This window comes from Methanothrix harundinacea 6Ac, assembly GCF_000235565.1.
Taxonomy (GTDB): Archaea; Halobacteriota; Methanosarcinia; order Methanotrichales; family Methanotrichaceae; genus Methanocrinis; species Methanocrinis harundinaceus.
This window is the reverse complement of sequence record NC_017527.1, coordinates 482,491-500,567: the sequence shown is the minus strand read 5'-3', so window position 1 is coordinate 500,567 and position 18,077 is coordinate 482,491. Positions and strand designations below refer to the sequence as shown.

Annotated in this window: 22 protein-coding genes and 3 tRNA genes; 15 read left to right on the top strand and 10 right to left on the bottom strand. The window is 61.6% G+C overall.

Annotated elements, in window-relative coordinates:
• Positions 1-6: 6 nt before the first annotated feature.
• The 3 genes from mcrG to mcrB are packed head-to-tail and all read right to left on the bottom strand — an operon-like array spanning position 7 to position 2,619.
• Positions 7-780 carry a coenzyme-B sulfoethylthiotransferase subunit gamma gene (gene mcrG, locus MHAR_RS02570; protein ID WP_048144282.1) on the bottom strand — a complete coding sequence of 258 codons (774 nt, stop codon included), beginning with the start codon at positions 778-780 and terminating at the stop codon, positions 7-9.
• Between the two features lie 24 nt (positions 781-804).
• Positions 805-1,299 carry a methyl-coenzyme M reductase operon protein D gene (mcrD, locus tag MHAR_RS02565; RefSeq protein ID WP_014586063.1) on the bottom strand — a complete coding sequence of 165 codons (495 nt, stop codon included), beginning with the start codon at positions 1,297-1,299 and terminating at the stop codon, positions 805-807.
• 15 nt (positions 1,300-1,314) lie between these two features.
• Positions 1,315-2,619, bottom strand: a complete 1,305-nt coding sequence (gene mcrB, locus MHAR_RS02560) for a coenzyme-B sulfoethylthiotransferase subunit beta (protein WP_014586062.1) — start codon at positions 2,617-2,619, stop codon at positions 1,315-1,317.
• A 638-nt stretch (positions 2,620-3,257) separates the two neighbouring features.
• Between mcrB and MHAR_RS02555 the strand changes: the two genes are divergently transcribed.
• Positions 3,258-5,474 (top strand): DNA topoisomerase I, encoded by a 2,217-nt coding sequence (locus MHAR_RS02555; RefSeq protein WP_014586061.1) that lies wholly within the window; start codon positions 3,258-3,260, stop codon positions 5,472-5,474.
• Between the two features lie 11 nt (positions 5,475-5,485).
• On the opposite strand, the gene MHAR_RS02550 is transcribed toward MHAR_RS02555, so the two are convergent.
• A tRNA-Ile gene (locus MHAR_RS02550) sits at positions 5,486-5,560 on the bottom strand.
• Positions 5,561-5,579: 19 nt separating this feature from the next.
• Positions 5,580-5,652 (bottom strand) — tRNA-Asn (locus tag MHAR_RS02545).
• A 55-nt stretch (positions 5,653-5,707) separates the two neighbouring features.
• Between MHAR_RS02545 and MHAR_RS02540 the strand changes: the two genes are divergently transcribed.
• The 7 genes from MHAR_RS02540 to MHAR_RS02510 all read left to right on the top strand — a co-directional run bounded on the left by MHAR_RS02540 (position 5,708) and on the right by MHAR_RS02510 (position 10,651).
• Positions 5,708-6,754, top strand: a complete 1,047-nt coding sequence (locus MHAR_RS02540) for an mRNA surveillance protein pelota (protein WP_014586060.1) — start codon at positions 5,708-5,710, stop codon at positions 6,752-6,754.
• Positions 6,755-6,794: 40 nt separating this feature from the next.
• A complete protein-coding gene (locus MHAR_RS02535) occupies positions 6,795-7,712 on the top strand; it encodes a TIGR00269 family protein (RefSeq protein WP_014586059.1) in 918 nt (305 codons plus the stop codon).
• A 25-nt stretch (positions 7,713-7,737) separates the two neighbouring features.
• Positions 7,738-7,811: transfer RNA gene (locus tag MHAR_RS02530), tRNA-Thr, on the top strand.
• Between the two features lie 32 nt (positions 7,812-7,843).
• Positions 7,844-8,173, top strand: coding sequence for a hypothetical protein (locus MHAR_RS02525; protein ID WP_014586058.1), 330 nt, complete (start codon positions 7,844-7,846; stop codon positions 8,171-8,173).
• 51 nt (positions 8,174-8,224) lie between these two features.
• On the top strand, positions 8,225-8,716 hold the full coding sequence (locus MHAR_RS02520; RefSeq protein WP_014586057.1) for an Lrp/AsnC family transcriptional regulator: 492 nt from the start codon (positions 8,225-8,227) through the stop codon (positions 8,714-8,716).
• Complete coding sequence (locus MHAR_RS02515) at positions 8,713-9,942, top strand: aminotransferase class I/II-fold pyridoxal phosphate-dependent enzyme (protein ID WP_014586056.1); 1,230 nt, start codon at positions 8,713-8,715, stop codon at positions 9,940-9,942. The genes MHAR_RS02520 and MHAR_RS02515 overlap by 4 nt, the downstream gene beginning before the upstream one ends.
• Positions 9,943-9,991: 49 nt before the next feature.
• Positions 9,992-10,651, top strand: a complete 660-nt coding sequence (locus MHAR_RS02510) for a CDP-alcohol phosphatidyltransferase family protein (RefSeq protein WP_014586055.1) — start codon at positions 9,992-9,994, stop codon at positions 10,649-10,651.
• Positions 10,652-10,936: 285 nt separating this feature from the next.
• Here MHAR_RS02510 and MHAR_RS12355 read toward each other — a convergent pair whose 3' ends face one another.
• On the bottom strand, positions 10,937-11,278 hold the full coding sequence (locus tag MHAR_RS12355) for a winged helix-turn-helix domain-containing protein (RefSeq protein ID WP_014586054.1): 342 nt from the start codon (positions 11,276-11,278) through the stop codon (positions 10,937-10,939).
• A 112-nt stretch (positions 11,279-11,390) separates the two neighbouring features.
• Here MHAR_RS12355 and MHAR_RS02500 point away from each other — a divergent pair, with 112 nt between their 5' ends.
• Positions 11,391-11,912: a GNAT family N-acetyltransferase gene (locus MHAR_RS02500; RefSeq protein WP_048144769.1), complete on the top strand. Its 522-nt coding sequence runs from the start codon at positions 11,391-11,393 to the stop codon at positions 11,910-11,912.
• Between the two features lie 61 nt (positions 11,913-11,973).
• A complete protein-coding gene (locus MHAR_RS02495) occupies positions 11,974-12,393 on the top strand; it encodes a PaaI family thioesterase (RefSeq protein WP_014586052.1) in 420 nt (139 codons plus the stop codon).
• A gap of 134 nt (positions 12,394-12,527) precedes the next feature.
• On the opposite strand, the gene MHAR_RS02490 is transcribed toward MHAR_RS02495, so the two are convergent.
• From MHAR_RS02490 to MHAR_RS02475, 4 genes are all read right to left on the bottom strand, one after another.
• On the bottom strand, positions 12,528-12,905 hold the full coding sequence (locus tag MHAR_RS02490; protein WP_143763240.1) for a hypothetical protein: 378 nt from the start codon (positions 12,903-12,905) through the stop codon (positions 12,528-12,530).
• A 20-nt stretch (positions 12,906-12,925) separates the two neighbouring features.
• Complete coding sequence (locus tag MHAR_RS02485) at positions 12,926-13,141, bottom strand: hypothetical protein (RefSeq protein WP_143763239.1); 216 nt, start codon at positions 13,139-13,141, stop codon at positions 12,926-12,928.
• Positions 13,142-13,364: 223 nt separating this feature from the next.
• Complete coding sequence (locus MHAR_RS02480) at positions 13,365-13,595, bottom strand: TRAM domain-containing protein (protein WP_014586050.1); 231 nt, start codon at positions 13,593-13,595, stop codon at positions 13,365-13,367.
• Positions 13,596-13,797: 202 nt separating this feature from the next.
• On the bottom strand, positions 13,798-14,289 hold the full coding sequence (locus MHAR_RS02475) for a GNAT family N-acetyltransferase (protein WP_014586049.1): 492 nt from the start codon (positions 14,287-14,289) through the stop codon (positions 13,798-13,800).
• Between the two features lie 125 nt (positions 14,290-14,414).
• Here MHAR_RS02475 and MHAR_RS02470 point away from each other — a divergent pair, with 125 nt between their 5' ends.
• From MHAR_RS02470 to MHAR_RS02450, 5 genes are all read left to right on the top strand, one after another.
• A complete protein-coding gene (locus tag MHAR_RS02470) occupies positions 14,415-14,975 on the top strand; it encodes a toll/interleukin-1 receptor domain-containing protein (protein ID WP_014586048.1) in 561 nt (186 codons plus the stop codon).
• Between the two features lie 252 nt (positions 14,976-15,227).
• Positions 15,228-16,067, top strand: coding sequence for a putative RNA uridine N3 methyltransferase (locus MHAR_RS02465; RefSeq protein WP_014586047.1), 840 nt, complete (start codon positions 15,228-15,230; stop codon positions 16,065-16,067).
• A complete protein-coding gene (locus MHAR_RS02460; RefSeq protein WP_048144279.1) occupies positions 16,068-17,075 on the top strand; it encodes a 50S ribosomal protein L3 in 1,008 nt (335 codons plus the stop codon). It abuts the gene before it with no gap.
• Positions 17,075-17,836, top strand: a complete 762-nt coding sequence (gene rpl4p / locus MHAR_RS02455) for a 50S ribosomal protein L4 (protein ID WP_014586045.1) — start codon at positions 17,075-17,077, stop codon at positions 17,834-17,836. The genes MHAR_RS02460 and rpl4p overlap by 1 nt, the downstream gene beginning before the upstream one ends.
• Positions 17,826-18,074 carry a 50S ribosomal protein L23 gene (locus tag MHAR_RS02450; RefSeq protein WP_048144278.1) on the top strand — a complete coding sequence of 83 codons (249 nt, stop codon included), beginning with the start codon at positions 17,826-17,828 and terminating at the stop codon, positions 18,072-18,074. The genes rpl4p and MHAR_RS02450 overlap by 11 nt, the downstream gene beginning before the upstream one ends.
• The last annotated feature ends 3 nt before the right edge of the window (positions 18,075-18,077 follow it).

The window sequence follows — 18,077 nt, the reverse complement described above, 5'->3', positions numbered from 1 at the left end:
CACCATTTACTCTGGCCTGAATCCCCACTTGCTTCTCCGCTCCCACATGTGGTGCAGAGTGACCAGCCCCTCGTCGAAGGTCCTCTTGTCTGCGGTGCAGGGTCCACCGAAGGAGACGTTGTCGCACCTGAAGATGGTGGTCCTCTTCTTCGCCTCGGCCTCGCTCATCGGCTTTCCGGCGTTGACCTTTCTGTCCAGGGGGATGCCGACCTGGTCCTTGACGTAGTAGACGTTTCCGTCGGAACCGAGCTCAGTCCTGGCGAGCATGTCGAACATCATTCCATCTTCGTCGAGCCTCAGGGAGTGGCCGTGGACGGTGCAGCCCCTCATGGTGGCGAGAGCGGGGTCGCACATCTCGGTGTCCATCATGATCTTGGTGTACTGCTCAATGTCTCTCTCTCTAGCCTCGACGATCTGTCGGCCGGAGAGGGTGCCGGGGTCAGAGCCTCTGCAGTTGATGGCCGCCCAGTAGCTCCTGAAGTAGGGGATGGCGGGGGCGTTGTACATGGAGTCAGCAAACTGGGAGTACCTGATCCTGTCTCCAGCGGCGGCGCCGGGGGTGGGCGTGACGAGCTGCCTTATGGGACAGTCGGGCTCTCCCATCTCTGCCAGGGGCGGGTGGGTGCTGGGGTAGTCTGCACCGGGGGCCCTGTGGCCCATGATGGTTACAACGTCGGCGTCGGAGATGTCTCTCAGCTTCTCCAGATCGCTAGACATGTGCTTGCGTCTGTTCTTGCCGACAGACGTGGTGCCGGGATAATATTGGGGTTTGTATGCCATATCCTTAACCTCCTTGTGAAAATTTTATGTGTCACCGCCTGTATCAGACAAAATGGCCAGGTCGCGTTCTCGCTTGGCCTTCGGATCGACCAGTCCAAGGATCCTCTTATCCTCCACCTCGCTCCCGTACTTCGCGTAGTCCGATACGGTGGGCTTGGTGTGAAATAGTTGCTTTCTCTTGATGCTGAAGGTGCAGGGCAGCACTCGCTCGCATGCTGCTTTGACCCCTTCAATCCTCTCCTCGCTATCCAGCTCCAGCCAGATCCGTCCCACCTTCACCCTCAGCTCCAGGGCCGAATCCCCCAGCTCCAGGAGCATGTTCAAGTGCTCCTCGATGGGGATCCCCTTGCCGGGGCCGTAGGGCACCGACTTGGGGAGGTTGGGACCTTGGATCATGATCCGCAGGATGCCTCCACTGCTGTAGATCTCCTCCAGGAGGCGCTGGGCCGTATCGGGCTTTAGAAATCTTTGAGGGAAGATCTCTATCTGGACCGGTTCCGTGTCTGATTTAGTGACCATGCATACTCAACCTATCTATACAGCCTCCGCAACTGCTACGATAGGCTCGCGGAACTCCTTGATCTCTCCGTAGACGGCTCCCACCAGACCGGAGGTCATCTCCGGAGTGAACATCTGAGTTCCGGCGTCAAGAGCAACCGCTGCGGACACGCAGGGGATGGCGAATCCTCGGGAGTGCCTCGTCACGACGTGGTTGCCGTTGAAGACGCCAGGTCCGCCGCCGCCGTAGATGGAGTGGCTGAAGAAGGAGAACCCGACGGCGGTTCCCATGACCTTGCCCCAGTCACAGCCGGGCAGGGCGGTCTCTTTCTCGATGACGTCGTTGAAGTAGAGCAGGGTTGAGGAGACGGCCTGAGCGCCTCGGAGAGCGCCGCAGTTGACCATGGTGGCTGCGAGGGTGCCTGCTGCACAGTAGGCGTTCCACATGGGGACATCGACGGCCTCGTACATGACGAACCCGGAGGGGAGCTTCTCGCCGGCCTTGATGACCTTATCCTCGACGGCCCTCTCCACGACGCTGTGGACGACGGTCCCGATGGTTCCGGTCTTGCCGTTGGACTTGACCAGGTCGTAGACCATGTTGTTGGCGTTGAGGCCCTGGTAGGCGAGGCCCAGCATCTGGTACCTCTCGAAGATGCCTATGGCGTTGCCCATCTCGAAGTTTCCGATCTGCTCGTAGATGGAAGAGAGGGCTGCAGCGTTCATGGCGTTCCTCTTGGTGATGGCCGCGATGTGGTTGGCCATGATGTTTCGAAGAGCGAAGCCGAGACCTTCATCGTTCTGGGGGATGTTGAGAACAGAGGCGATGTTTCCGCCGGCCATGGGGACGGTCTGCGGGTACTGGCCCCAGACTGCGGCGTGGACCATGGGGGCTTCAAACATTCCGGCCTTGAACTGAGTGACGAGCGCCTCACAGGTGGCGGCTGCCGTTGCGGTCATCCCGACGACGAACTCGGAGGCGGCGTCGACCCTGGCAGTCGGGATCTGGACGAGGAGCTGCTTTCCTCCACCCAGGACCTGGACGTTGGTGTCGTCTCCGGCTTCGACCTGGAGGAGCTTCTTGATCTCGGCGGCGAGGGCGTTGGCGTTGGCGACGACGTCGTACTTGAGCTCGCGTCCCTTGATCTGCCTCCCCTGCCCGCCGACCTTTCCGGTCTTCAGGGCGTTCTCGATTCCCGCCAGGTTGACCGCTACGGTCCGCTTGGTCAGGTTGATCAGCTTCTTCATCGCCGCGTTCTTGAGTGGGCTGACGGCGCTCAGGTCAACGTCACTCTTTAAAAGAACGCCACGGTCACTATAGAGGTCTATTTTGTCAGACACGTTCTTTTTCCTCCTTTACCTTTTAGCAGGAGACCGAACAAACCAGGGATGCCGGAGCGAACGGTATGATTAATTTCTAGTGCCATCATACCCGACAATGATCCTCTTTACTGCAGTCTCCCGCCGAAGAGATGATAGTCATAACGCTACTTAAAGTTTTTGTGCGATACATTTAATAACAATACATTTATTCGAATGTGTAAAAATATGGCCCGTAGTGTGAAAAAAAGATAAAAAAATAATCTTACGGGCGCATGGCATAAAATGGTGATGATAGACCTGGACTATGTGGCTCGTAATCGGATTTCAGGCCACCTTTCGGCGAGATAATATCAGCGGATTGATCCATTGTATCCAATGGAGAGATCGAAGATCAAGGCAAATATTTTGATTTGAATACAGGACGGGGGCGATTGTGTTACAATGGCCTGACAGTCTCCGACCGTTTGCACATAATATGTGGTATCTGTAAACAGACGATCCGAGGGGAGCCGCGATGGCAGGAATGTGATGAAAATGAAGGGAGCGTTTAAGGTTAAAACGCCATCTTGCGGCCCCGCTTCCTGGATCGCTTCTGATGAGGCCCTTCGAGCCTTGCGATAAATACTTATATCATCTCCAAAACTGGCGGGGATCGGATGCATCTCATCATCGCCGAAAAGCACAATGTCGCCAAGAGGATCGCCCAAATTCTCGCCGGGTCCAAGCCGAAGGTCAAACGGGTTCACGGGATCGAAGCATTTTACTTCGACGATAAGGTCGTCATGGGCCTCTCCGGCCACATAGTCGGGGTCGACTACCCGCCCGGCTACAACAACTGGCAGAAGGTGGACTACCGAGACCTGATCCACGCCGAGGTGGTGACCAGGCCGACCCAGGGCAAGATTGTATCCGCCCTCCACGACCTGGGAAAGGATGCAGACCGGATCACCATCGCCACCGACTACGACCGGGAGGGGGAGCTGATCGGGGTCGAGGCCTTGAGGATAGCCGAGGATGCGAACCCAACGATCAAAGCAGACAGGGTGAGGTTCAGCGCCATCACCAAGGGGGAGATCCAGGACGCCTTCGAATCCCCCGGGGAGGTGGACTTCGACCTCGCATCCTCCGGGGAGGCGAGGCAGGTCGTCGACCTGATCTGGGGCGCCGCCCTCACCCGGTTCATCTCCATCACCTCCGGGAGGCTGGGGAAGGGCTTCCTCTCGGTGGGGAGGGTCCAGTCCCCTACCCTGGCCCTCATCGTCGACCGGGAGAAGGAGATCGAGGCCTTCAAGCCCCAGCCCTACTGGGAGATCAGCGCCTGCCTCGAGAAGGACCTCCGGGTGAAGCATGAGAAGGGGAGGATCTGGGAAGGAGACCTGGCGAGGTCGATCTTCGAGGAGCTCGGGGAGGTCGCCACCGTAGTCTCCATCAAGGAGAAGACGCGGACCGACAGGCCCCCCGCCCCCTTCGATACCACCGCCTTCATCAGCGCCGCGAGCGGCATCGGCTTCTCTGCCGCCAACGCCATGAGGATCGCCGAGTGGCTCTACACCAGCGGGTTCATCAGCTATCCCAGGACCGAGAACACCGTCTACCCGAAGACCCTGGACCTCAGGGCCCTGGTATCGATCTTCAAGAAGGGTCCCTTCCGGGAGGACGCGGAGCGGGTCCTGTCGGGGCCGATGGTACCGACCAGGGGCAAGAGGTTCTCGACGGACCACCCCCCCATCTACCCGACGGCTCCGGCCGCCAAGGCGGATATGAAGCCCGACCAGTGGAAGATCTACGAGCTCGTCGTCAGAAGATTTCTGGCGACCCTCTCCGGCCCCTCCCGCTGGATCGTCATGAACGTCCGGGTGGAGATCGACGGCCAGCCCTTCAGGGCGACGGGTGCCCGGCAGATCGAGGCCGGGTGGCGGGCGTGCTACCCCTACAGCAAGGCCGCCGAGGAGATCCTCCCCCAGCTCTCCGAGGGGGAGAAGCTCCGGGTCCTGGGGAAAGAGCTGGAGGAGAAGGAGACCCAGCCGCCCTCGAGGTACGGCCAGGGGAGGCTCGTCAAGCTGATGGACGAGCTGGGGCTGGGGACGAAGTCGACGAGGCACGAGATCATAAGCAAGCTCTACGCCCGGGCCTACGTCCAGGGAAACCCCATGAAGCCGACGAACACAGCCTACGCCGTCGTCGAGGCCCTGCAGCAGCATTCGCCCAACATCACCAAGCCGGATATGACCCGGACCCTGGAGGAGGACATGACGAAGATCGCCAACGGCCACGTCGGAGAGGAGGCGGTGATCGAGGAGTCGAGGTCGATGCTCGACGCCGTCTTCGACGACCTCCTCCGCCACCAGGAGGAGATAGGGACGACCCTCCGCGAGGGGCTCCGGACCGACAAGATCGTGGGCCTCTGTCAAATCTGCGGCCACGAGCTGATCATCCGGAGGGGAAGGCGCGGCAGCAGGTTCATAGGGTGTGCCGGCTACCCCGACTGCACCTTCACCCTCCCCCTGCCGAAGTTCGGGATGATCGTCGTCACCGACAAGGCCTGCGAGGAGCACGGGATGCAGCAGATAAGGATCATCAACAAGGGGAAACGCCCCTGGGACCTCGGCTGCCCCAAGTGCAACTTCGACCAGTGGCAGGCGAAGAAGGCCGAGGAGGCGAAGAAGAAGACGGAGGTCGACCTCCTCGCCAAGATCCCCGGGATCGGCCCCAAGACCCTGGAGAAGCTCGGGGCAGCCGGGGTGAAGACCGCCCTCGACCTGGCCGGGGCCGAGGCGGAGGCGCTGGCGGAGAAGACCGGCCTTACTAAAAAGAAGATATCCTCGTGGCAGCTCCTCGCCAAGACGATGGTAAACGAGGCACAAAGCTGCTGATTTAATGAATATGGGCCTGGCCGGATTTGAACCGGCGACCACTCGGTTATGAGCCGAGCGCTCTAACCGGACTAAGCTACAGGCCCAAGAAGCGTATTTTTTGGACGCCGCCAACAGGGCTCGAACCTGTGACGATCTGGTTAACAGCCAGACACTCTACCAGCTGAGTTATGGCGGCTCGAACCCTGCCTTTTCGGGCAATCCATTTAAGCCTTTTGATCAGAAGGGGCCTCATGCGCGTTCTTAAGAAGAGCCTCCGGGGCGATGAGGGGGAGATCTCCCTGGTGACCGAGTCGATCGACGACCTCTGGCACCTCAAGTATCTGATCGCCCCCGGCGACCTCGTCTTCGCCCTCACCCACCGGAAGGCGACCCCTTCCGCCGACAAGCTCCGGCCGGAGAAGCTGGAGAGGAGGCCCGTCCGGCTCGGGATCAGGGTGGAGTCGGTGGAGTTTCACACCTCCTCCAGCTGGCTCCGGGTCCACGGGGTGATCGAGGTGGGGCAGGACGTCTCCTCCTACCACACCCTCAACCTCGAGCCGGGGTCGGACCTCTCCATCGTCAAGAGGTGGCGCCCCGACGAGCTGGCCCGGATCCGGGAGGCGGTCGCCGAGGCGAAGCGGCCGAAGGTGGTCATCGCCCTGGTGGAGGAGGGGGAGACGGCGATCGGTGTCCTCCGGCAGTTCGGGGTCGAGACCGTCTCGGAGATCAGGATGGGGGGCGGCAAGGGAATGAGCGGCCGGGGCGGCGACCGGAGGACCGAGTTCCTAGACGAGGCGGCGAAGGAGATCGCCAGGGTCGCCGCCTCCGACTCGAAGGTTATCCTGGCGGGGCCGGGGTTCACGAAGGAGGACCTGAAGAGGAGGGTCGACGCCGCCTACCCAGGCCTCGCCCCCAGGATCGTCCTCTGCGACGCCTCCGCCATGGGGGTATCGGGCTTCCAGGAGGTCCTCCGACGGGGCGCCATCGACCAGATCCTGGAGGAGTCGAGGCTCGCCCTGGAGACGACCCTCCTAGAGGCCCTCCTCCGGGAGATCGCCACCGACGGGAGGGCAGCCTACGGCCCCGCCGAGGTGCGGGGGGCGGCGGAGCAGGGGGCGGTCGAGACCCTGATGGTCTCCGACGAGCAGGTCCGAAGCCCCGAGATGGACCGGCTGATGAGGTCCGTCTCCGACGCCCGGGGTCGGGTCGTGATCTTCAGCTCGGAGTTCGAGCCGGGGAAGAGGCTCTCGGCCCTCGGCGGCGTCGCGGCGATCACGCGGTACAAGATCGGCCGGTGACGGGACAGGTTCATATATCTCCCGGGAGGGGGTCGGTGGGATGATCCGCTGCGATCGGTGTTCGGGGAGGGCGGCGATATTCCAGAGGTACTCGGGGCTCCACCTCTGCCCCCGCCACTTCGAGGAGGACGTCCACCGGAAGGTGAAGGAGGTCCTCCGGACCTATCGGATCTTCGGCAGACCCTGCAGGATAGCCGTGGCCGTCTCCGGCGGCAAAGACAGCTCCTCCCTCCTCTCGATCCTCCATGCCCTCTTCTCCTCCCGGGAGGACGTGGAGCTCGTCGCCGTCTCCATCGACGAGGGGATCGCCGGCTACAGGCCGAGGACCCTCGCCGCGGCGGCCTCGGTGGCGAAGGGGCTCGGGGTCGAGCACGTGGTGAGGAGCCTGGAGGGGGAGTTCGGCGTCACCACCGACCTTCTCGCCTCCTCCGGCCAGCCCCAGGGGCCCTGCAGCTTCTGCGGCGTCCTCCGGAAGGGGCTCCTCAACAGGACGGCCCGGGAGCTCTCCGCCGACGCCGTCGCCACCGGCCACAACCTCGACGACGAGGCCCAGACGGTGATGCTCAACTACCTGAAGGGGGACGTGGACCGGCTCTACAGGCTCCGGCCGAGGAGGGCCCTCCCGGGGATGGTCCCCAGGATAAAGCCGCTCCGGAGGGTGCCGGAGAAGGAGATGGGGGTCTACGCCATCGCCCACGCCATACCCTTCGAGACTCTTGCCTGCCCATACCTATCCAGGGCGATGAGGCAGGAGGTGAAGGAACTCCTGAACGACCTGGAGGCGAAGCACCCCGGGACGAAGTATTCCATCGTCAGGGGCTTTGAGAAGATCCTCGCCCGGGATCCGCCGGGATCCTACGAGGTCGTCGCCTGCACCCGGTGTGGCGAGCCCTCCAGCGACGGGGTCTGCGCCACCTGCCGCCTCCTCGAACGGCTACGGCCGGAGCAAAGTCTTTAAATCTTCAGGGCGGAGGAGGGTGCGGGCCTCGGTGGCTCAGCTGGCTAGAGCGAGTGACTTGTAATCACTAGGTCGCGTGTTCGAATCACGCCCGGGGCTTAATAAAATTCTATATATTCCGGAGGCAGAAGGTGCGTCTTATACCTATTCTGATCTTCTCGACGATGGCCATGGCGTCGGCCGCCGTCGACCCCCTCAACCTCAGCTTCACCGGGGACCTGGACGAGCTGGAGGCGCTCCTGGCGGGTGAGGATATCGGCCTCATCAACCGATCGGCGGCGGGGGCGGCCCGGAGCGGAGCCGACCCCGGTATCGAGCCGCCCTTCCTCCATCTTCTGAGAAACGAGAGCATCTTCCTCGATTTCGCCAACCTCACCGCCCCGGCGTTCCCCGTACCCTTCGGGGCGGATGCGGCGGAGAACGAGTCCTTCTTCGAGATCCTCCTCCGGGACTGGTGGTGAGGCTCCTCGAAGGAAAACTATAATCCTCTTCAGATACGAACGGGTGGATCTATGAGGGACTTCGCCAAGGAGATCTTAGAGGTGCTGGAGGAGAACGCCAGGGCCACCCCCGGAGAGATCGCGACCCTGCTGGGCCGCCCGGAGGGGGAGGTGGCAGCCGAGATCAAGAGCCTCGAGGACTCGGGGATCATAAGGAAGTACATGACGATGATCAACTGGGAGAAGGTCGACGACGGCTACGTCTACGCCATAGTCGAGCTGAAGGTATCCCTATCGAGGGACAAGGGGTACGACGCCATCGCCGAGAGGATCTCCCGGTTCTCCGAGGTCCAGTCGGTGAGGCTGATATCCGGCGACCACGACATATCCTTCACCGTCCGGGGGAGGTCGATGAAGGACGTCGCCTTCTTCGTCACCGAGAAGATCGCCACCCTGGAGGGGGTCGAGGCGACCTGCACCCACTTCGTCCTCAAGAGCTACAAGGAGCACGGGGTCATCCTCTACGACAGGGTCCAGCCCAAGAGACTGGTGGTCACCGCATGACGAGGACCGATAAAGGCGGAAAAAACAAGAATCTGGCGATGGAGAAGCCCGCCGTCTGGAGCCCCGAGAACCACCTCTCCACTACGGTTAAGGAGATGCCCCCCTCGGGGATCAGGAAGTTCTTCGACATCGTGGTGGGGATGGAGGACGTGATCAGCCTCGGCGTGGGGGAACCGGACTTTCCCACCCCCTGGCACATCCGGGAGGCGTGCATCTACTCCCTGGAGTGCGGCCACACCTCCTACACCTCGAACAAGGGGCTCATCGAGCTGAGGGAGATCCTGGCGGAGTCGGCGAAGGAGGAGCTCGAACTCGATTACGACCCCGAGGAGGAGATCCTCATCACCACCGGGGTCTCCGAGGCCGTCGACCTCGCCTTTCGGGCGACCCTGAACCCCGGGGACGAGGTGATCGTCCCCCAGCCCTGCTACGTCGCCTACGTCCCCGACGTCCTCCTGGCGGGGGGCGTCCCCAAACCCGTCGCGACGCGGCTCTCCGAGGAGTTCAAGCTCCGCCCCGAGGACTTCCGGGACGCCATCGGCGAGAGGACGAAGGCCCTCGTCCTCAGCTACCCCAACAACCCCACCGGGGCGATCATGACCCGGGAGGACCTGGAGGAGATCGCAGACCTGGTGGTCGAAAACGACCTCCTGGTCATCTCCGACGAGGTCTACGACAAGCTCACCTACGACGGCAAGCACGCGAGCTTCGCCCAGCTGGAGGGGATGAGAGATAGGACGGTCCTCCTAAACGGCCTATCCAAGTCCTGCGCCATGACCGGCTGGAGGATAGGCTACGCCCTCGGCGACTCCGCCATCATCGGGGCTATGACCAAGGTCCACCAGTACACCATGCTCTGCGCCCCCACCATGGCCCAGGTGGCGGCGGTGGAGGCTCTCCGGCGGGGCGAATCCGAGGTGAAGGCGATGAAGCGGGAGTACGACCGGCGGCGGAGGCTCTTCGTCTCAGAGCTGGAGAGGCTCGGCCTCCCCTGCTTCGAGCCGAAGGGGGCCTTCTACGCCTTTCCCTCCATCGAGGGGACGGGGCTCACCTCCGAGGAGTTCGCCGAGGAGCTCTTGAAGGAGCAGAGGGTGGCGGCGGTCCCAGGGAATGCCTTCGGCGAGAGCGGCGAGGGGTTCCTCCGCTGCTCTTACGCCACCTCCAGGGAGGAGATCCTGGAGGCGGTGGACAGGATCGAGCGGTTCCTGGCGGACCTGGGCGCCTGAGCCGGGGGGGCTCAAAAGGGTTTAATACCCCCCTCCCGTTTCGACCTCGATGCTCAAGTCCCGTCTGGTGGATGGAGAGAAGGTGGATAGGAGGCTGGCCCGCCTCGCCCGCCTCGGCCTCTCCCCCAACGCCTGGACCGGCCTCGCCCTGGCCGTCGCCCTCGGCGGCTTCGTAGCCCTCTGGAGAGGCCAGCTCCTCCCCGGCCTCCTTCTCTTCCTGGTATCGGGGGGCCTGGACGTCGTCGATGGGGCGGTGGCGAGGACGACCGGCCGGACCTCCGTGGCCGGTGCCTTCCTCGACGGCGTCCTCGACAGGTACGTCGAGGCTCTCCTGATTCTGGGGCTTCTATTCTATATCGGCCCCGAGGCCGAGTTCATCATCCCCATGAGCGGCTGGATCGCGGCCCTCATCTTCGGTGCCGTCATGACCTCCTTCGTCCGGGCCTACGCCGACCACCGGGGCCTCGTCAAGGACCAGGCCGTCCTGGCGAAGGAGATGGGCGGGCTCCTGGAGAGGGCGGAGAGGCTGATCCTCATCTACGCCGGGATGATCGGAGCCCTTCTATTCGGAGAAAGCTGGCTTTTTGGGGCGATTGCCATCGCCGCCGTCCTCTCCAACCTCACCGCAGTCCAGCGGATATGCATCGCGATGAAGTACGCTGGGGGGGTCCAGCCCCGGGCTGATAAAAAGAGAAAAAGGACGGTCTGAACTATCGACGGCCCCGCCCCGACCCAAAGCGGGAGAGGGGGCCCAGACGTCGCTCAACGTCCGGGCCCCATTCTGTCCAATGGGCACAGTCTGGGCACGGCGTTTCAGCGGTGGAGGTCAGGATCTCGCCTTCCGCGCGGCAATTGGAGATGATATCTTATTTAGTATTAAGCTTTTCGGTTAAGTTGCTACATACCCGGGTCTCTGGGACCGGGGCTATGACCTTACGCCATCCCTCGCGAACCGAGATCTTCGCCAACCGGCTATGGAAAGAGCTGGCGGAAATCAGGAACGGTCCGGGCCTTCAGAGGGCGGTGCCTCGACCCTCTCGATATAGAGCCGACCGGTGGGGGTGGACCTGTAGACGCCATCGACGGCCTCGACGACCAGGGCCCTCTCCAGCATCGCGAGGTGGAAGGCGGCAAGGCCCCCATCGATCCCCAACTTCTCGGCGATCTCCTCCGGGGAGCCGGCGCCTTCGTCGACCATCTTCAATATGGCCCTCCTCGCCCTCAGCTGGAGGACCTCCAGGGCGAACCTGTGCCCTTCGGCCGAATCCCACCAGCGCGCCTCCCCCCCGCCCCCCTCGGGCGGGTCGCCATCGGGTGGGCCAAAGTCAATATCCACGGTGGAACTATCTTCTGGGGCCATCCGAGATCGTCTCTTTCGGCAAGGAAAAAAAGGTAGCGGCAGAAGGAGGCAATTTTGAAATATGTCGAGGGATCAGAAGAGGAAGCTGATGAAGCCGAGGCGGCCAGAGACGGAGAAATCTTCGATCTCGATCCGAAAGTATCTCAAGCCAGGGGACATCGGGATGGTGATCCACCTTCACGGGGTCGTCTACTCCGAGGAGCAGGGGTGGGACGAGACCTTCGACGGCTACGTCGCGGGGCCGATCGCCAGGTTTGCTACATCCCGGTCGGAGCGGGAGAGGATCTGGATCGTCGAGGTGGAGAAGGCTGGGGAGGGACGGGTCGTCGGGTCCGCTGCCGTCGTCAAGGCCTCCGAGGAGGAGGCCCAGCTCCGGTGGCTCCTCCTCGCCCCGGAGGTGAGGGGGCTCGGCCTCGGCCGGAGGCTGGCGGAGGAGGCGGTGGAGTTCTCCCGATCCGTCGGGTACCCCTCCATATTCCTCTGGACCGTCCGGGGCCTGGAGGCGGCAGAGAGCCTCTACGAATCCCTCGGCTTTGAAGAGACCGAGGAGAAGACCTCCGAGATCTGGGGCGGGGTCGTCACCGAGGTGAGGTACGACCTCAAGCTCTGAGATGTTTTTATCCCCGGAGGCGAGAGGAATGGAAGAAGGGATCTATTGGAGATGCTGACTGATGACCGAAGAGATATTCGAGGCGATCCGAAGGAGGGTCGCAGAAGAGCCCTACGCTGAAAAGATGGGGCTCAAACTGGTGGAGGTGGCCGAAGGGTACGCCCTTGTTGAGATGAGGTTCACCGAAGAGATGGAGAACATCTTCGGGATGGCCCACGGCGGAGCCATCTTCTCCCTCATCGACGAGGCCTTCGAGGTGGCCTCAAACTCCCACGGGACCGTCTCCGTCGCCCTCAGCATGAGCGTCACTTACGTCAGCTCCCCCAAGAAGGGGGAGACCCTCCAGGCCGAGGCCGAAGAGGTGAGCAGGTCGAACCGGGTTGCGACCTACGATATCCGGGTCAAGACCGCCGGCGGCGACCTCATCGCTATCTGCCAGGCCCTAGTTTACAGAAAACGGGACCCTCTGCCGTTTATCTGATGGCCGCGTATGATCCGAGCAGGCAGGGGCGAGATGGATCAGGATGCGAAGAGAGAAAGAAAGCGGCGTATAAAAAGGCAGGCTGTATCCAGGGTGGTCTCGGGTCTTGGAGATCGGAGCGTGGAATCCGGAGATCACATTCTCCGACCCCGAGGGAATTTGAAGGCCTTCAGCCGCGATAGCATTTTTTTCTCTCCAAAGGCGGCGGGAACGAAGGCCACATCCGATCTCCGACCGAAAGTTTCAGCGTACTCTCTGGTGACGAACTCCAGATCGTTGAGGTCTCGGCCGTCGAAGCTGATCGCTAGGAATACGTTCGAGGAGACGAACTCGTCGAACTCCTTATCGTTCTTGGGGACCGTGGCAAGAGGGAGATCCTGCCACGCCAGCCAGGAATAACACTTCTGAAGGGCGAGTTCGCCCTCCAGACCTTCCACGACGGGCCATCCCTGGGGGGTCCATTCGATCTTATCAGCGATTTCGGCTACGATCCTCTTCCCATCGATCGTCAAATCTCCATTTCTCTCTCCCCTCATCTCGGATCACTTCTTCGATCATTCTCTCGCTCACGCTGAAGTTCTCGCCCTTGTTCTATCTGCAATTCCTTCAACCTGGACCGGAGAGCACTCATGCTCACCTTGTGGACCACCGATATGGCCATAAGATCCCCGTAACCTTCCGCAGCATCCTTGAGCGGCTCGTCCAGATTCTCCACTACCGTTGATCTTTGGTTTGATGCCTCGCTCATATTCATCTCGGCTCAATTTTAAATTATATTTACGCCATATTCGACATTCTCAAGGCCTAAGGCCTCACCCCAGAAATAGACAGAGATCTCTCAACAGAAGATCCCCATCCCTAGAAATCGAAGAGATCGAAGGCGAGAGAGACAGACTGTCTCATATTAAAGCAGTCGTGGGCAGCAGGATCGCTCCTCTGACCGCCAACGACTATGAAGATCGATGATTGCTTCAGACCTTGTGGGCGATAGCGAACCTTTGCATGACCTTATCGACCATAATTTTGGTCTTGTCGCCAACGCCGGTCTCCGGGACGAAGATGACGAAACCCTCGATCCTGGCTATGCCGTCGCCCTGCTTTGATATGTCCTCGATCTCAACATCATATTCCTTTCCAGTCTCCACCGGCGCAGAGGGACCAAAACCGCTGGCGCCAAAAGAGCCTCTAGTATTACCGTACAAACTTTACACCATCCTTTGCGAAAAACCATAAAACAGAATAGCTTAACGCAGGACTCCAGAAAGGTCTCTGACTATTTAAGCCTTCGCACCCGGCCAGAGATCGGAGGAGTTCGAAGAAGGATCGCCCATCACCGGCCCCCATCGCCGAGACGTCAAGTGATCCGCCCTAAAGGGAGGATGGAATCTACTAACCCCACCCACCTTAAAGGGTCCTCTGCATCCATACGACGTCAAAGTCCTCACCCCACTTCCTCCCGATCGCCTTGAACCGACCGCGTTCTCGGAACCCCAGCCGTCGGTGGAAGGCGATGCTCCCATCGTTTCGGGAGGAGATGCCGGCGAGGATAGAGGTGATGCCTCTCCCCTTCGCCTCATCGATGAGCCGGAGAGCCAAAGATCTGCCTATCCCCATCCCCCGGGATTCAGGATGGACGAAGATGGTGATCTCGGCGGTCCGGGAGAAGGCGGGCATGGGATGGTGGGAGCGGAGGAGCCCAAAACCGAGGACCTGCCCCCTGGCGCCCCTGGCGACAAAGGCGGGATAGCCCCTAGAGGCCTCCATCAGGAGGTCGAAGAACTTCCCAGGCACCCGATCTTCCGGGAAGGCGGCGAAGCTGTTATCGACGTAGAAGTTGAAGATCTCGACTATCTCTTCACGATCCTCCGAGGATATCGGTTCAAGCTCCAAGTCCATGGATTACCCCTCCGGGCTCCCCTCCCGGGGAGAGGATTGCTTATTAGCTTTTCTGCTGAAGGGCCCCGCCCGACGGAAACCGTGATTACCCCCCACAACCATCTCCCCTCCGGAGTCCATAGCTCATGATCACAAAAGTCTACATCACCCACTCTGAGGAGGACGAGCCCCTCGCCCGGGAGCTCGCCGAGGCCCTCTGGCGGGTCGGCCTCGAGAGCTTCGTCGCCATCTACCGGCGGGCCCGCGGGATCTCTCCAGGGGAGAGGGTGAGGTTTGGGATCCGCCACTGTGACTGCGTCATCGCGCTGCTTACTTTGGACGGCGTCGTATCCCCAAGGGTAAACCAGGAGATCGGCTTCGCCGCCGGGATCGACCAATTGGTGATCCCCCTCCTGGAGAAGGAGGCGGAGCTCCCCGTCATGATAAGGCACCTCAAGCCGATTACATTCAGCCGGGAGGGCTACTCCGACGCCCTCGGCGAGGTGATACTAAATATGCGGGACCTCACGGACCTCGAGTGGCTGAAGATAAAGTGCCCCCTCTGCGGCGAGGAGATGACCCAGTACCTCCCGCCCCAGGAGCTGGTGGAGAGGGCGGTCCTGGCCGGGACGGGCCTCGACACGATCTGCACCTACTGCGAGAGCGCCCTCACCCTCGACCCCCGGACCTTCAAGCCCATCCATTGACCCGGGGCCCGGGACCCCGCGCCACCACCACCTCAACGCCTCGACGAGAGACATAATATAGGGGAGGAGGCGTGGAGGTGGGGACGAGGCGAGCAATTCGATGTCATCAGATGAGGGTGGGCCGGGGGATCCGGCCCCAAAACTGGCCTCTGGACGGCCTTTCAAATCGGCCCGCATACCGGCCGCCGGAGTGACCTCATTTTCCTCTCCAAACCTTTTTATATCAGGAGTAGGTCTTGGGGGTAAGATCCGATGATCGGTGGCTGCGAGACGTCCATCTTGATCCCGTCCTCAGCGACGATGGAGTCGCGGGACGAGCGGGTACGCACCCTCAAGGTGGGCATGATCGCAAGAGCAGCTGCGGTATTTCGGGTGGATCGGATAGTCATATATCGCGACGAGGAGTTCGACGACTCCCGGTTCATATCCCGGGTCCTGCAGTACGCAGAGACGCCCCAGTACCTCCGAAAGAGGCTCTTTCCTCGGGAGAGGGCCCTGAGGTACGTCGGCATCCTGCCGCCGCTGCGCACCCCTCATCATCCCAAAAGCTCAAAGGTTTCAACGCTCAAGGTCGGCGAGTATCGAGTAGGTTTAGTAGTCGACGAAGTGGGATCTGACGACGGCGCATGGGTGGAGATAGGTGTTGAGCGCCCTTTGCCCCTCAGAACCGCGAAGCGGTTTTCTGCTGGGCAGCGTCTGAACGTCAGAGTCTTTTCGCTGAAACCCCTCGCCGCGGAGCCTGTAGACCGATCGGAGATACCCCATTACTGGGGCTACGAGACCGAGGTCATCCCGGACCTGGACGAGCACGTCCGCTCGAGCGGGCGGCTGGTGGTGGCCACGTCCAGATTGGGGACGCCAGCAACCCCAGACCTCCTCGCGCGGGTGGTCCGCCAGGGCCAAGGGCGAGGTCTGGAACTGGTCTACGGATCGCCCGCTCGCGGCGTTGATGCGTTCTTGAGCAGCGAAACGATGGAAGGATGTTGCGTGATTAACACCATACCGCATCAGGGAACCGAGACGGTGAGGCTCGAAGAGGCGATATTCGCCACCCTCTCCCAGGTCAACCTGATGCGATCACTGGAGGGCTAAATGGCAACCATACACCGACCAAGGCGAGGTTCGCTGGCCTTCAGCCCCCGAAAGCGGGCTAAGAGCCAGGTCCCCAGGACGAGATACTGGGCCGCTGGCGAGGAGAAGGCCAGAATGGACGGTTTTGCCGGTTACAAGGCCGGCATGACCCATATCATCATGATCGACGACAAGCCCAACAGCCTCACCGAGGGGATGGAGATCAGCGTCCCGGTGACGATCCTGGAGACGCCACCCCTGAGCATAGCCGCCCTTCGCGTCTACGAGAAGTACAACGGCGGCGTGAGGGCTGCGGGAGAGGCCTGGTCCGATAAGCTGGACCCATCCCTGGCACGGTCGATCACCGTCCCCAAGAACAAGAGGGGAGCCGCCATCGACGAGATCGGGGCGATAATTGAAGATATGGAAGAGCTGCGATTGATCGCTCACACCAACCCCAAGCTTCTGACGGGGGTACCCAAGAAGAATCCAGACCTGATGGAGATCCAGGTGAACGGCGGCAACATCGCCAACCAGTTCGAGCTGGCAAAGAGCCTCCTCGGATCCTCGGTTCCGATCTCCAGCATCTTCAGCCCCGGATCGATCATCGACGTCTCCGCCATCACCAAAGGGAAGGGAGTCCAGGGCCCCGTCAAGCGGTGGGGTATCAACCTTCAGAAGAGGAAGCACTCCCGGGGCGGCAAGCGGAGGCACATAGGCAACCTGGGCCCCTGGAACCCCCACCACGTCAGGTGGACCGTCCCCCTCCTGGGCCAGATGGGCTACCACCAGAGGACCGAGTTCAATAAAAGGGTCCTGGCGATCGGATCCGACGGCGGCGCCATCACCCCCGATGGCGGATTTCCTGGATACGGGATCATCCGGGGGGAGTACGCCATCCTCAGCGGCAGCGTCCCGGGCCCCAGCAAGAGGCTGGTCAGGATGAGGTCCGCAGTCAGAGCCAAGGACGCCGACCTGAAGACGCCCCAGGTCCTCTACGTCAGCAGAGACTCCAAGCAGGGATTGTGATGAAGGCTAAAGTAATCGATCTATCCGGAAATGAGGTCGGAGATATGGACTTGCCATCGGTCTTCGACGAGGAGTTCCGGCCCGATCTCATAAAGAGGGCGGTGCTGGCGGCCCAGGCCAACCGGCTCCAGCCCTACGGTCCGAGCGATCTCGCAGGCCTCAAGACCTCTGCCCTCTCCTGGGGAACGGGGCGCGGCGCTTCCCGAGTCCCGAGGATCCTGAACGGAAGGCGGGCTGCGAGGGTCCCCCAGGCCAAGGGCGGCAGGAGAGCCCACCCCCCGAAGCCCCAGACGGACAGGACCGAGAAGGTGAACGCTAAGGAGCGGAGGAAGGCGATCCGATCGGCGATAGCCGCCACCGCGAACGCCGACCTCGTCCGGGGGAGGGGCCACCTCTTCTCAGGCGAGCCGATCGTCGTCGCCAAAGACGACCTCGAAGGAGTCGAGAAGACGGCGGAGGTCAGAAAGTTCCTGGCGGCCTGCGGCCGGTGGGACGACGTCATGAGGGCGAAAGACGGGAAGACCGTCAGGGCCGGCAGAGGCAAGATGCGAGGAAGAAGGTACAAGCAGCCGAAGAGCCTGCTGATAGTGGCGGGCCGAGAGGGCGGGCTGATTAGGGCCTCGCGAAACCTTCCGGGCGTCGACGTCACCACCGTCGATAGGCTGAACGTCGAGCTTTTGGCCCCCGGAACCCACGCCGGAAGGCTCACCGTCTGGACAGAATCCTCTCTGAGGTGGCTGGGTGAGACCTATGGTCATTAAGAGTCCGTTCATCACGGAGAAGGTCACGAACATGATCGACTCCGATAACACCATGGAGTTCCTGGTGGAGATCGGCGCAAACAAGAAAGAGATCAAGGAGGAGCTGGAGAGGCTCTACGACGTAGAAGTGATCTCCGTCAGGACTATGATCACCTCCAAGGGCGAGAAGAAAGCGGCGGTGAAGCTGGCCGGAGAAGGGAGCGCTAACGAGCTGGCCACCACCCTGGGACTATTGTGAGGT

Coding starts and splice junctions, on each gene's coding strand:
- MHAR_RS02465 (WP_014586047.1), top strand. CDS start 15,228: ATGATCGGTGGCTGCGAGACGTCCATCTTGATCCCGTCCTCAGCGACG.
- MHAR_RS02485 (WP_143763239.1), bottom strand. CDS start 13,141: ATGAGCGAGGCATCAAACCAAAGATCAACGGTAGTGGAGAATCTGGAC.
- MHAR_RS02520 (WP_014586057.1), top strand. CDS start 8,225: ATGAGGGACTTCGCCAAGGAGATCTTAGAGGTGCTGGAGGAGAACGCC.
- MHAR_RS02540 (WP_014586060.1), top strand. CDS start 5,708: ATGCGCGTTCTTAAGAAGAGCCTCCGGGGCGATGAGGGGGAGATCTCC.
- mcrD (WP_014586063.1), bottom strand. CDS start 1,299: ATGGTCACTAAATCAGACACGGAACCGGTCCAGATAGAGATCTTCCCT.
- MHAR_RS02495 (WP_014586052.1), top strand. CDS start 11,974: ATGACCGAAGAGATATTCGAGGCGATCCGAAGGAGGGTCGCAGAAGAG.
- MHAR_RS02500 (WP_048144769.1), top strand. CDS start 11,391: ATGAAGCCGAGGCGGCCAGAGACGGAGAAATCTTCGATCTCGATCCGA.
- rpl4p (WP_014586045.1), top strand. CDS start 17,075: ATGAAGGCTAAAGTAATCGATCTATCCGGAAATGAGGTCGGAGATATG.
- MHAR_RS02470 (WP_014586048.1), top strand. CDS start 14,415: ATGATCACAAAAGTCTACATCACCCACTCTGAGGAGGACGAGCCCCTC.
- MHAR_RS02535 (WP_014586059.1), top strand. CDS start 6,795: ATGATCCGCTGCGATCGGTGTTCGGGGAGGGCGGCGATATTCCAGAGG.
- MHAR_RS02450 (WP_048144278.1), top strand. CDS start 17,826: ATGGTCATTAAGAGTCCGTTCATCACGGAGAAGGTCACGAACATGATC.
- MHAR_RS02515 (WP_014586056.1), top strand. CDS start 8,713: ATGACGAGGACCGATAAAGGCGGAAAAAACAAGAATCTGGCGATGGAG.
- MHAR_RS02460 (WP_048144279.1), top strand. CDS start 16,068: ATGGCAACCATACACCGACCAAGGCGAGGTTCGCTGGCCTTCAGCCCC.
- MHAR_RS02475 (WP_014586049.1), bottom strand. CDS start 14,289: ATGGACTTGGAGCTTGAACCGATATCCTCGGAGGATCGTGAAGAGATA.
- MHAR_RS02555 (WP_014586061.1), top strand. CDS start 3,258: ATGCATCTCATCATCGCCGAAAAGCACAATGTCGCCAAGAGGATCGCC.
- mcrG (WP_048144282.1), bottom strand. CDS start 780: ATGGCATACAAACCCCAATATTATCCCGGCACCACGTCTGTCGGCAAG.
- MHAR_RS02510 (WP_014586055.1), top strand. CDS start 9,992: ATGCTCAAGTCCCGTCTGGTGGATGGAGAGAAGGTGGATAGGAGGCTG.